Origin of the sequence: Kitasatospora sp. NPDC048239 (genome assembly GCF_043202015.1) — a bacterium.
Classification (GTDB): Bacteria; Actinomycetota; Actinomycetes; order Streptomycetales; family Streptomycetaceae; genus Kitasatospora.
In genome coordinates this window covers 899,253-910,517 of record NZ_JBICZP010000001.1, presented here as the reverse complement: position 1 = coordinate 910,517, position 11,265 = coordinate 899,253, and the positions used below count along the sequence as shown (strand labels likewise).

10 protein-coding genes and 1 pseudogene are annotated in these 11,265 nt (G+C 73.2%); 3 read left to right on the top strand and 8 right to left on the bottom strand.

The window, feature by feature from the left end:
• The 5 genes and pseudogenes from ACGFZP_RS04020 to ACGFZP_RS04000 form a co-directional block, all read right to left on the bottom strand.
• Nucleotides 1–96, bottom strand: a pseudogene (locus ACGFZP_RS04020) (electron transfer flavoprotein subunit beta); the annotation flags it as partial.
• A gap of 225 nt (nucleotides 97–321) precedes the next feature.
• Complete coding sequence (locus ACGFZP_RS04015) at nucleotides 322–1,122, bottom strand: family 1 encapsulin nanocompartment shell protein (protein ID WP_392928271.1); 801 nt, start codon at nucleotides 1,120–1,122, stop codon at nucleotides 322–324.
• Complete coding sequence (locus ACGFZP_RS04010; protein ID WP_392928269.1) at nucleotides 1,119–2,147, bottom strand: Dyp-type peroxidase; 1,029 nt, start codon at nucleotides 2,145–2,147, stop codon at nucleotides 1,119–1,121. The genes ACGFZP_RS04015 and ACGFZP_RS04010 overlap by 4 nt, the downstream gene beginning before the upstream one ends.
• 476 nt (nucleotides 2,148–2,623) lie before the next feature.
• Entirely contained in the window at nucleotides 2,624–3,247 is a 624-nt protein-coding gene (locus tag ACGFZP_RS04005) for an FMN reductase (RefSeq protein ID WP_392928268.1), read from the bottom strand.
• Nucleotides 3,244–4,344 (bottom strand): LLM class flavin-dependent oxidoreductase, encoded by a 1,101-nt coding sequence (locus ACGFZP_RS04000; protein WP_392928266.1) that lies wholly within the window; start codon nucleotides 4,342–4,344, stop codon nucleotides 3,244–3,246. The genes ACGFZP_RS04005 and ACGFZP_RS04000 overlap by 4 nt, the downstream gene beginning before the upstream one ends.
• 250 nt (nucleotides 4,345–4,594) lie before the next feature.
• Between ACGFZP_RS04000 and ACGFZP_RS03995 the strand changes: the two genes are divergently transcribed.
• Nucleotides 4,595–5,356, top strand: a complete 762-nt coding sequence (locus tag ACGFZP_RS03995; protein WP_392928264.1) for a PP2C family protein-serine/threonine phosphatase — start codon at nucleotides 4,595–4,597, stop codon at nucleotides 5,354–5,356.
• 93 nt (nucleotides 5,357–5,449) lie between these two features.
• Here the strand turns inward: ACGFZP_RS03995 and ACGFZP_RS03990 are convergent, their stop codons facing one another.
• Nucleotides 5,450–7,927: a collagenase gene (locus ACGFZP_RS03990; protein ID WP_392928346.1), complete on the bottom strand. Its 2,478-nt coding sequence runs from the start codon at nucleotides 7,925–7,927 to the stop codon at nucleotides 5,450–5,452.
• Between the two features lie 357 nt (nucleotides 7,928–8,284).
• Entirely contained in the window at nucleotides 8,285–8,854 is a 570-nt protein-coding gene (locus ACGFZP_RS03985; RefSeq protein WP_392928262.1) for a DoxX family protein, read from the bottom strand.
• A gap of 168 nt (nucleotides 8,855–9,022) precedes the next feature.
• Here ACGFZP_RS03985 and ACGFZP_RS03980 point away from each other — a divergent pair, with 168 nt between their 5' ends.
• Nucleotides 9,023–9,619, top strand: a complete 597-nt coding sequence (locus tag ACGFZP_RS03980) for a TIGR03086 family metal-binding protein (RefSeq protein WP_392928260.1) — start codon at nucleotides 9,023–9,025, stop codon at nucleotides 9,617–9,619.
• A 92-nt stretch (nucleotides 9,620–9,711) separates the two neighbouring features.
• Nucleotides 9,712–10,371 carry a hemerythrin domain-containing protein gene (locus ACGFZP_RS03975; RefSeq protein ID WP_392928258.1) on the top strand — a complete coding sequence of 220 codons (660 nt, stop codon included), beginning with the start codon at nucleotides 9,712–9,714 and terminating at the stop codon, nucleotides 10,369–10,371.
• Between the two features lie 77 nt (nucleotides 10,372–10,448).
• Here the strand turns inward: ACGFZP_RS03975 and ACGFZP_RS03970 are convergent, their stop codons facing one another.
• Nucleotides 10,449–11,237 carry a VOC family protein gene (locus ACGFZP_RS03970; RefSeq protein WP_392928257.1) on the bottom strand — a complete coding sequence of 263 codons (789 nt, stop codon included), beginning with the start codon at nucleotides 11,235–11,237 and terminating at the stop codon, nucleotides 10,449–10,451.
• Between the last annotated feature and the right edge of the window lie 28 nt (nucleotides 11,238–11,265).

The following is an 11,265-nucleotide window of genomic DNA, read 5'->3' as shown; positions in this document are numbered from 1 at the left end:
CACACCCTCCCGGTCAGTGGTGAGATCGTCCGCGAAACGACGGTCACCCGTCGCGTCCGGCACGTGCTTCACACAGACAACGATCCTCAAGCTCATGAGCGGTTCTCCTGTTACGGGTGCACTGGTCCATGGCCTCAGGTCATGCCGAGGGTACTGAGTGCCAAGTCCGGCCCGGCCACGCCCTGCGATACCGCAGGCGCCACCTGGACCGGCATGCCGTGTCGGCTCTCTTCGACTGGCGTCAGAGGCTCACCGGAGACAATACGGCACTCAGTACCCCGCGTAAAGGAACTCAGTACCCTTCGCCTGGTGGAGCGGGCGTCAGCCCCCGCCGAGGGCCACGGCGGCCTCGCCGGTGTAGAGGCGGAAGGTCATCGACTCCTGGAGATAGAGCGACACCGACCCGGCGTCGTGGGAGAGGTAGCCGACCGAGACGTCCTGGCCGAGGAAGAGCTCGAAGTCGCCGCCGCGGGTGGACAGCAGGTAGGCGCCCTCGATGGCCGGGGCCCAGATGATCTCGCCGTCCAGGAGGCGGGCGATGTGGGCGGCGACGGGATAGCCGTGGTCGCTGGTCTCGCTGACCGCGGTGAACGGGTCGGCGCCGAGCAGGAGCGAGTAGGGGCCGCCGACACCGGCCAGGCGCAGCGCGGTGAGGGCCTGGCTCACGGTCGTGGGGTACTCGCGGACGTCGGCGGGGAGCGGGATGGGCGGGTTGGTGGCGCCCGCGCGGATCCCCTCGATCGCGGCGGCCTGGTAGCCCTCGAAGATGGCGCGGTCCTCGGCCAGGGCCAGGGTGCGGGCTGCGTCCTTGACCGGCTGCCAGTCGGAGTCGCGGGAGCCGCGTTCGACGTCGTCGACGGCGGCGCGGTCGACGGTGAACGGGACCCGCAGTTCGACGAGCGGCCGGGCCTCGCGGGCGCGGGCGACGACGCCCTCGACTGGCGGGTCGATGCCGGTCAGATGGCCGGTGCCGACGGCGGCGAGGGTGGCGCCGTCCGGTCCGTGCAGGTCGACGACCCGGCGGCCGGCGATGTGGAGCTTGAAGGTCTGCCGGGCCTCCTCCTCGATCTCCGCCCAGGCGGCGGCCGAGACGGGGGCGAGGTCGCGGTGCAGGTTGGTCATGGTGTGCGGGTCCTTTTCAGGCTGCCGATGGCGAGCGAGCCGTCGGAGACGGGAGCGGCGGCGGGGGCGGGAGCGGGAGCGGAGTACCCGGCGGGCGGGGGCGGCGGGCTGTCCAGGAAGCCCGCGGCCGGGGTGAAGAAGAGCCCGCCGGTGACGGCGGTGGAGAAGTCGAGGAGGCGGTCGTGGCCGCCGGGCGGCTTGCCCTCGAACATGTTGCGCAGCATCTCCTCGGTCACCTCGGGGGTGCGCGAGTAGCCGATGAAGTAGGTGCCGAACTCGCCTCCCCCGCCGAAGGAGCCGAACGCCATGTTGTAGCGCATGATCTGCCGCTCCTCGCCGTCCGGTCCGGTGACGACGGTCAGGGCGACGTGCGAGTCGGCCGGCTTGTCCGCGTCGTCCAGCTCGATGTCGGTGAGCTTGGTACGGCCGACCGCCCGCTCCTGCTGCTCCACCGGGAGGGCGTTCCAGGCGTCGAGGTCGTGCAGGTACTTCTGGACGATGACGTAGCTGCCGCCGGAGTACCGGGCGTCCTCCTCGCCGACGACCACGGCGGCCTCGGCGGCCCGGCCCTCGGGGTTCTCGGTGCCGTCGACGAAGCCGAGCAGGTCGCGGTCGTCGAAGTAGCGGAAGCCGTGGACGGCGTCGACCACGGTGGCGGCCCCGGCGAGGCGCCCGGTGAGCTGCCCCGCCAGTTCGAAGCAGAGGTCCATCCGGGCGGCCCGGATGTGCAGCAGCAGGTCACCGGGGGTGGCCGGGGCGCGGTGGCGCGGGCCGGCCACCTCCCGGAAGGGGTGCAGCCCGGCCGGGGCGGGGCCGCCGAAGAGCCGCCCCCAGGCCGCGGAGCCGATGCCGGTGACACAGGTCAGCCCGCCCTCCGGGGCCCGGAAGCCGACCGCCCGGCGCAGCCCGGCGAGGTCGGGCAGCAGCTCGCGGACCGCCGGCTCGCCACCGGGGTCGACGGTGAGCACGAGGAAGACGGCGGCGCTGGTGAGCGGCGCGAGGACGGCCTGCGGTTCAGCGGACACGATGACTCCAGGGGTGGTCAGGAGGCCTGTTCGCGGCGGCCGGCGGGGATCCGGCCGCTCCCCGCGGAGGCGTCGCCGCCGACGTGGCGGCCGCCGCTCGCCGTCGGGCCTGGCGGCGTCTCGCAGCCGCCGGGTCGGATCGGCCCGACCCGCGGCCTGCCTGCCAAGTGGCCGCTCGCGGGCCGGGTGGGCGGGGCGGGCGCGCGGTCTCCCGCGGCAGGTTCACCCGGGGCACCCGGTCCGTCGGGGGCGCGCGACCGGGAGGGACCGGGCGCGACGGACCGACGGCGATCTGATCATGCCGCCGATTACACCGCATAGCGGATATTTAGGCACGACCAACACGCCACCCGTTCGGCCCCCGGCGGAGGGCCGTCACCGGGCGCCGAACGGGTGGCGGAGCGTCATGGCCGCACCCGGACGCCCGGAGGGGGCGGGCCCGCGGGCCCGCCCCCTCCGTATGCCACCCGCCGCCGTCAGACCCGCAGGGCCGCCAGCTGCCGGGCGAACGGGACCACGGCCTCCGGCTGCGCCGGGGCCTGCGGACCGCGGCCGGCCTGCAGCGCGGCCAGCTCGCCCGCCGCGCGGTCGATCCGGGCCGGCAGGGCGCCGGTGTGACCGTCCCCCGCCGCGCCCCAGTCGTCGGTGGCCGCATAGACCGCGGTCGGCACCACGACCGCCCGCAGGTAGGCGAAGAGCGGCCGGACGGCGTGTTCCAGGGCCAGCGAGTGGCGGGCGGTGCCGCCGGTCGCGGCGATCAGCACCGGCTTGCCCGCCAGGGCGTCCTGCTCGATCACGTCGAAGAAGGACTTGAACAGGCCGCTGTACGAGGCGGTGAAGATCGGTGTCACCGCGATCAGGGCGTCCGCCTCCGTCACCGCCTCGACCGCCCCGCGGAGCGCGCCGCCGGCGAAACCGGTCACCAGGTTGTTCGCGATGTCGGTCGCGAGGTCCCGGAGTTCGACCACCGTGACCTCCACCTGCCGCCCGTCCTCGCCGAGCCGACGGACCGTCGCCGCCGCCAGCCGGTCCGCCAGCAGGCGGGTCGAGGACGGCCTGGACAGCCCGGCGCTGACGACGACCAGTCTGAGCGCGGTCATTCCGCCACCTCCAGCAGCTCGCGCCCGGCCTGCCGCGCCACCCGGGCGGTGTGCGTCGGCCCGTCCGGGACGCCGGCCGGGCGGCCCTTGGCGAACTCCTCGCGCAGCACCGGCACGACCTCCTCGCCGAGCAGGTCCAGCTGCTCCAGCACGGTCTTCAGCGGCAGGCCGGCGTGGTCGATCAGGAACAGCTGGCGCTGGTAGTCGCCGAAGGACTCGCGGAAGGTCAGCGTCTTCTCGACGACCTCCTGCGGGCTGCCCACGGTCAGCGGGGTCTGCTCGGTGAACTCCTCCAGCGAGGGCCCGTGCCCGTAGACCGGCGCATTGTCGAAGTACGGGCGGAACTCCCGTACCGCGTCCTGCGAGTTCCGCCGCATGAACACCTGCCCGCCGAGGCCCACGTACGCCTGCTCGGGCGTGCCGTGGCCGTAGTGGGCGTAGCGCTCGCGGTAGAGGCCGACCAGCTTCTGGAAGTGCTCCTTGGGCCAGAAGATGTTGTTCGCGAAGAAGCCGTCCCCGTAGTAGGCGGCCTGCTCGGCGATCTCCGGGCTGCGGATCGAGCCGTGCCAGACGAACGGCGCGACGCCGTCCAGCGGGCGCGGGGTGGAGGTGAAGGACTGCAGCGGGGTACGGAAGCGGCCCTCCCAGTCCACCGACTCCTCGCGCCACAGCCGGTGCAGCAGCGCGTAGTTCTCGATCGCGAGCGGGATCCCCTGGCGGATGTCCTTGCCGAACCACGGGTAGACCGGCCCGGTGTTGCCGCGGCCCGTCATCAGGTCCACCCGGCCCTGCGCGAGGTGCTGGAGCATCGCGTAGTCCTCGGCGATCTTCACCGGGTCGTTGGTGGTGATCAGGGTGGTGGAGGTGGAGAGGATGATGCGCTCGGTCTGCGCGGCTATGTAGCCGAGCATGGTCGTCGGCGAGGACGGCACGAACGGCGGGTTGTGGTGCTCGCCGGTCGCGAAGACGTCCAGGCCGACCTCCTCGGCCTTGCGGGCGATGGCCACCATGGCCTTGATCCGCTCGTGCTCGGTCGGGGTGCGGCCGGTGGTGGGGTCGGGGGTGACGTCGCCGACGGTGAAGATTCCGAACTGCATGCTGCTCACCACGCTCCAGTTGCTTCCGGGCGATCCGGGCGCCCCGGGTGGACGGGACGGCCCGGACGATCGGGCGGCCTGACTATCGGGCCAGATCGTCAAAGTTTCAACCACCTTAGCACCGTGATGCCCGCCGGTATTCCCCGCCGGCCGGATCGGCCGCCGCCCGCCCAGGACGGACCGGGCGGATGGACGCGACAATGGGAGGGCAGGGACGGCCGGCCCGGAGCTCCGGAAGGGCGGCGAACCGATGGCGGCCTATATCGCGGTGAGCGCGCTGAGCCATGAGGGCCTGGTGCGGGAGCACAACGAGGACAGCCTGACGGTCGGGCCGTGGACGCTGTGCGCCACCGTCACCACCAACCCGCAGAGCCTGCTGTTCCCGCTCGGACCGCCCTGCGTGGTCGCGGTGGCGGACGGTCTCGGCGGCCACCCCGGCGGTGAGGTGGCGAGCGCACTGGTGGCCCGGCGGCTGGCGGCGGCCGGGCCCGGACTGGACGGCGAGGAGTCCGTCCGGGACGCGCTGCAGACCTGCAACCGGGCGGTGTTCGCGGCGGCCGCCGACGACCCGGAGCTGGCCGCGATGGGCACGACGGTGGCGGGCCTGGTGCTGCTGCCCGAGCAGGCGATCACCTTCAACGTCGGCGACAGCCGGGTCTACCGGGTCGCCGGGGACGGCCTGCACCGGGTCAGCATCGACGACAGCCCGCCGCTCGCGCCCGGGCGGCGCACCACCTCGCTGGTCACCCAGACGCTCGGCGGCTCGCTGGGCCTGACCTTCGTCGAACCGCACGTGCGCAGCGCGCCGCTGGCGGCGGGCGACCGCTACCTGGTGTGCAGCGACGGGCTCACCGACCCGGTACCGGACGAGGAGCTGTCCGCGCTGCTCGCCCGGCCGGACGAGGAGTCGGAACGGGCCGACGGGCAGGCGGTCTTCGACCTCTGGAAGGCCGCGATCGAGGCGGGCGGGCCGGACAACATCACCCTGGCACTGGTGCGGATCGGCGAGTAGGCCGCACCGGGCCCCGGCCGGGCGCAGGGCGTGCCGAAGGCCCCGGCGGGGCGCTGGCTGCGCTCCGCCGGGGCCGCTCGGTCAGGGGCCGGATCAGTACTCGGCCTTGATGTCCACCCCGCTGAAGCCCTGTTGGGCGTAGAGGCTCACGAAGACGTAGCCGGCGGGCGGGTTGGTGATGGTGAGGGTCTCGGTGTTGTTGCTGGCGTTGGTGGAGCGGGAGGTGTACGCGTTGGTGTACGCCCAGCCGCTCGCGTTGTAGTAGAGGTCGGCGTTGCCCGTGCCGCCACCGCTGGTGAGCTTCAGCTGCTTCGTCCCGGCCGGGAGGTACAGGTAGAAGTGGGCGTAGTTGCCGGTGGTCGCCGCCATGTTGCTGCGGCGGCAGTTCTTGTCGAGCTGGCGGACGTCGGCGCCGGCGCACTCCGGCAGGCGCGAGACGGTGACCGTCTGGCTGGTGCTCGCGGTGGCGCCCTTGTCGTCCGTCACGGTCAGCGTGACGGTGTAGGTGCCGGCCGCGCCGTAGACCTTGGTCGGGTTGGCGGCGGTGGAGCCGGAGCCGTCACCGAAGTTCCAGGAGCGCGCGGCGATCGTGCCGTCCGCGTCGGTCGAGCGGTCGACGAAGGTGACCGCCAGCTCGCCGACGGCGGTGGTGAAGGCGGCCTTGGGGGCCTGGTTGCCGGGCGTGGTGGTGGTGTCGGCGCAGGCGCCGTTGGCGCAGGCCGTCAGCCAGGTGTCGAAGTCGGCGTTGTAGCGGGTGCCGATGGTGGTGGTCAGGTAGGTCCGGGCGCCGTTCCAGTCGCCCGCACGGTACTTGGCGAGCACCGCGTCCATGTCGCCGCGGTGCTTCTCCAGCATGTAGCGGACGGCCAGGTAGCCCCAGCGGTAGACCCGGTCCTGGTCGCCGTAGGCGGTGTCGAAGAGGGTGCTCAGGCTGTAGGTGTGGTTGGCCGCCTGGGCGATCGCGCCGTCGTTCGTCACCTTCCGGTAGGAGTAGGAGACGTACTCGGCGAAGCCCTCGACCCACCAGACGGTCGGCGTGGTCATGCCGGCGTTGAAGTCGCCGTACATGTCGAACCGGCCGTCGAGGTAGTGGGTGTACTCGTGGTTGAGGTTCCAGATCTCGAAGTCCGGACGCACCCAGTCGGCCTCGTAGGCGAGGAAGCGCGGCTGGTTGCCGGCCGCGGTCGGGTCGCCCTCCAGGTACATCCCGCCGTTGTTGGTGTCGATGCCGTAGATGCTGGCGGCGAACACCCCGTAGTCGAACCGGGAGTGGAACACCACGACCTCGATCGTGGTGTTCCGGTCGTTGGCGACCGCGCCGGTGTCCCGGGCCACCGAGTGGAAGAACGCGTCCTGGCCGGTGAGGCTGGTGCAGGCGGTGTTCAGCTTGGCGCTGTCGAGGGCCTGGGCGATGATCCGGATGCTCGGGCTGCACGTGTAGTTGACGGTCAGGATCGCCGCCTTGAGGCGGGCGGGCGCGTCACAGGTGCCGTAGTAGGAGCAGTTGCCGGCGTCATACGCCTCGGCCATCTCGGCGACGGCGGCCCACTGGTAGGCGGTGGGGCCGGAGACCGAGGACTGGTCGGCCAGCGCCTTGATGAGCGGGCGGACCTTGCCCTTGAGCGGGGCGTACTGGACGAAGCGGCCGAGCTCGCGGGTCGCGTTGTAGACCAGGAAGCCGTAGTCGCCGCCGAGTTGGGACTTGTTGGCGGAGGCGAAGTTGTACAGCGTGTCGAGCACGCTCGGGTCGGCCTGGACGGCCGTGACGAAGGCGGGGTTCTGGTGCCCGCGCCACAGGATGGTGAACACGCCGTTGAGCGCGTTGCCCATGCCGACCGGGTTGTAGGTGGCGCTGTTGTAGTCCGTCAGGAACCGCTTGACCACCGGGAGGTAGCGGGTGTTCTCCTGCGCACTGTCGATCAGGATGACGGACTCGCCCAGGGTGGACGCGTTGTCCGAGGTGACGTCCCATGCGTGGGCACCGGCGAAGAAGGTGTCCAGGGCGCCGCGGATGGAGGTCTGCAGGGTGGTGCCGTAGGTGCCGACATCGGCGGGGTGGTACCACTGCACGAAGTAGCCGGCGCGCAGGAAGAGCACCAGCTGGCCGGTGGCGGTGGTGTTGTTCCCGGGGTAGGCCGCGGCCGCGTCGCGCAGCGCGTTGGCGACCGTCACCATCTGGGCCTCGCGGAACGCGTTGTACGCGTCGGTGCCGGTGATGGTGAACAGCTGGTTGACGCAGTTCATGTCGACGGACTTGATCTGCTGGACGAGGGCGCTGCCGGTCCGGCTGGTGAAGTCGCCGATGTTGCAGGCCGCGGCCTGCGCCGCGACGGCGCCCTGACCGAGGGACTTGACCGACTTCTGCTGCGCCTCGGCGGTGAGCATCAGCGGGGCGCGGTCGCGGGCGGGGACGGCCTTGTTGGCGCCGTGCTCGTCGAGGTCGGCGCCGATGGCCGGCTGGGGGGCCGGGGCGGTCGATGCGGCGGGGGCGGCGTCGGGCTTCGGCGCGGCCGGGACGGGGGCGGCCGCGCTGCGCGGGGTGAACAGGCCGAGCGCCAGCAGCATCGCCATGGCGAACGTCAACAGCCGTGCTATCTGCGCACGTTGGATCGGTGGAGCGGTTCTCACGTGGGGGCCTCCGGGCCATCTTCGGCCGCGCTGGGGGGTGCGGCCGTACGGGAGTGAGGACCGTAGCGACGGCGCCGTTGGGGAGGCTCCGTCGTGCGCACGGTGGGGAGTGTGACATGTACAATGGCATACATCACATGACGGTGGGAACCCTCGGGTGCCGACGAGTTTTCGACGGCCGCACGCGGACAGCGCGAAGGCCGCCGCAACGGGATTGACTCCTCGTCACGACGGCCGCTCGGGGGGGGGCGTCCTAGCTACCGGCCACCGGGGGCTGCGGCCGGATCATCCGGCCTCGCGTCACTTGCGCAGCAGCAGGATGACACCGGCGGTCAGCAGGCCCACCACGACGGCGGACGCGCCGTACGCGAGCCGGTGCGAGCGCAGCACGGGCAGGAAGCGGTCCACGGCGTAGCGGCCCGGTCCGGTGAGGGCGAGCGCGGCGGCGCCGGCGGTGAGCAGCAGTTCGTACTCGCTGCCCTTGGGGGCGAAGAACCCGCCGCCCCAGGTGACGGCGATCGCGTTGACCATGGTGCCGACGATCGCGGCGGCGGCCAGCGGGGTGAGCAGGCCGACGGCCAGGGCGAGCCCGCCCAGGGCCTCGGTGAGGCCGGCCACGACGGCCATGGCGTCACCGGCCGGGTAGCCGCTCATGGTGAAGAACTGACCGGTCCCGTCGATACCGCCGCCGCCGAACCAGCCGAAGAGCTTCTGACTGCCGTGCGCGGCCATGGTCAGGCCGAGGGCGAGGCGCAGCAGCAGGAGGCCTGCGTCGTAGGCGTGCGGGGAGGTCGCCGCCGGTCCGGGTGCGAACCGGTCCGGGCCGGCGGGGGCGGTGGCGGCGGTCGTGCTCGGGCTGGTGCTCGGCATGCGCGTCTCCATCATTCATGGTCAGGCTTTGTTCAAATTCGAACCGATCGCCATCGACGGTACCTTCTGGTTCGAATTTGAACAACCTGCCCGGTCGGCGGGTCGCGGTCCGGACCGTCGCGGCGCCGCGAGTCGCGGGCGGACCGCTCCCGGAGGCAGGCTGGAGCCATGGCTCATCGCAGGGAACACCGGCGGACCGCACAGTCCGGTACGCCGTACGCGCAGGCGCTGGCCGAGTTCGGGGCCCGGGTCCGGCTCGTCACCCCCGGCCAGTGGGAGGCTCCGACGCCGTGCACCGACTGGTCGGTCCGCGACCTGGTCAACCACCTCACCGCCGAGCAGCTCTGGGTGCCCGAGCTGCTGATGGGTTCGACGGTCTCCGAGGTCGGCGGCCGGTTCGACGGCGACGTGCTCGGCGCGGACCCGGCCGCCGCCTGGACGGCCGCCGCCGACGCCGCCCGCGAGGCCTTCGAGGTGCCGGGCGCCACCGAGCTGACCGTCCACCTCTCCTACGGCGACGTGTCCGCCCAGTACTACCTGGACCAGCTCACCACCGACGCCGTCGTGCACACCTGGGACCTTGCCGAGGGCATCGGCCACCGCACCCGGCTGCCGGAGCCCCTGGTGGACTTCGCGCTCGGCGAGCTCGCCGGTGCCGGGGACCTGTCCGGCAGCGGGCTCTTCGACGCACCGCTGCCCGTCCCCGGGGACGCGGGCCCGCAGACCCGGCTGCTGGCCCTCACCGGGCGTCGAGACCGGCTCTGACCTGCGGGATCGTGGTGGTCACCCGCCGTACCGCCCGGTGACGCCGGATACTGGAGGTGTCGGGGGGCAACCGGACGAGAGGCGGGCGGACCATGAGCCGCAGGCCGGACATCCTCGGCGAGTTCACCGCCGACCACCGGGCGGTGACGGAACTGCTCGCCCGGATCGAGGGCGGGACGGAGGCGGGCCCGGCCGGGGCGGCGCCTCCAGCGGGCCCGGAGGCGACCGCGGCCGCAACGGGCCCGGGCGTGACCACGACCGCAGCGGGTGCGGGCGGTACCGCGACCGCAACGGGTGCGGAGGCGGCGGCACCCGTGGCCGGGGCTCCGGGGGCGGATGACGCCCCCGTGGACGGCAGGGCCGGTGCCGACGGGCGCGGCGAGCTGCTCGCACAGCTCACCGACCTGCTGTTCAGCCACTGCGCCGCCGAGGAGGAGCACCTGTTCCCGGTGGTCCAGCACGACGTACCGGAGGGCGGCGCGCTGGTGTTCGCGAGCATCCACGAGCACCTCGCGATCGGCCAGTACCTCTCCGACCTCCAGGGCCTGGCAGCGGACGACCCGGCCTTCGACACGCTGGTCCAGGGGCTGGCCGACACCGTCCGGCGGCACCTCACGGCGGAGGAGAAGGCGCTGTTCCCGGCCGCCCGCAAGGCGCTGCCCGCCTCCGCGCGGGCCGCGCTCGGCGAACGGCTGCGGGCGGAGCGGGCGGCGCCGGCGGAACCGGCGGGGCCGGCGGGGCCCGGGAGCTGAGGCCGGCCGGGCCGACCGGGCCGGGCCCTGGGCTTCAGACCTTGGCGTGCCAGGCCATGGGCGTCAGACCTTGGGCGTCAGACCTTGGGGCCGAGCACCGCGAAACGCCCGCCCTCCGGGTCCTGGAGGCGGGCCACCCGCCCGTACGGTGAGTCGAAGGCCGGACCGACGGCCGAGCCGCCGAGCTCCTCGGCCCGGGCGAGCGCCGCGTCGGTGTCCGGGACGGCGAAGGACACCTCCCAGTGCGGCGGCAGGCCCTGCGGGCCGCCCGCCTGCTCCCGGGCGAGGGCGGCGACGCTGTGCCCCTCGGCCCGCAGCACCACCCGGTCGTGCTCCCAGCGCACCTCGAAGCGCTCCGGATCCCGGCCGTCCCAGCGGAACACCTCGCCGTAGAAGAGCGCCGCCGCGAACGGATCGGGCGTGCGCAGCTCGATCCAGACCGGCGCACCGGGCAGGTCCAGGCGCCGGGCCCGGCCCAGCGGCCCCTCCCAGATCCCGAACACCGCCCCCGCCGGGTCGGCGGCGAACGCCATCCGCCCCGCGTCGAAGGCCAGCGGGCCCACGGCCAGCGTGGCGCCGCGCTCGCGCACGGCGTCGGCGGCCGCGTCCGCGCTCTCGGTGCCGAAGTAGCTGGTCCACGCCACGGGCAGGGTGAGACCGGCGCCGGCCACCCCGAGCCCGGCCACCGCCTCGCCACCGGTCACCGCGTGCACGTACGGGCCGAAGCGGTCCGGCCCGGGCTCGAACTCCCAGCCGAGCAGCGGGCCGTAGAACGCCTTGGCCGCCTCCAGATCGCGGGCCATCAGGCTCACCCAGCACGGAACGGCCGCCACGCAGCGCACCCTGGCGGTCTCGCCGCTGCTCATCGCGAACCTCCTTGACCGCCCGGCCGCC

Excerpts from the sequence above, each read along its gene's own strand:
- ACGFZP_RS04015 (WP_392928271.1), bottom strand. The coding sequence starts at position 1,122 with ATGACCAACCTGCACCGCGACCTCGCCCCCGTCTCGGCCGCCGCCTGG.
- ACGFZP_RS04005 (WP_392928268.1), bottom strand. The coding sequence starts at position 3,247 with ATGACCGCGCTCAGACTGGTCGTCGTCAGCGCCGGGCTGTCCAGGCCG.
- ACGFZP_RS04000 (WP_392928266.1), bottom strand. The coding sequence starts at position 4,344 with ATGCAGTTCGGAATCTTCACCGTCGGCGACGTCACCCCCGACCCCACC.
- ACGFZP_RS03995 (WP_392928264.1), top strand. The coding sequence starts at position 4,595 with ATGGCGGCCTATATCGCGGTGAGCGCGCTGAGCCATGAGGGCCTGGTG.
- ACGFZP_RS03990 (WP_392928346.1), bottom strand. The coding sequence starts at position 7,927 with ATGGCGATGCTGCTGGCGCTCGGCCTGTTCACCCCGCGCAGCGCGGCC.
- ACGFZP_RS03985 (WP_392928262.1), bottom strand. The coding sequence starts at position 8,854 with ATGCCGAGCACCAGCCCGAGCACGACCGCCGCCACCGCCCCCGCCGGC.
- ACGFZP_RS03980 (WP_392928260.1), top strand. The coding sequence starts at position 9,023 with ATGGCTCATCGCAGGGAACACCGGCGGACCGCACAGTCCGGTACGCCG.
- ACGFZP_RS03975 (WP_392928258.1), top strand. The coding sequence starts at position 9,712 with ATGAGCCGCAGGCCGGACATCCTCGGCGAGTTCACCGCCGACCACCGG.
- ACGFZP_RS03970 (WP_392928257.1), bottom strand. The coding sequence starts at position 11,237 with ATGAGCAGCGGCGAGACCGCCAGGGTGCGCTGCGTGGCGGCCGTTCCG.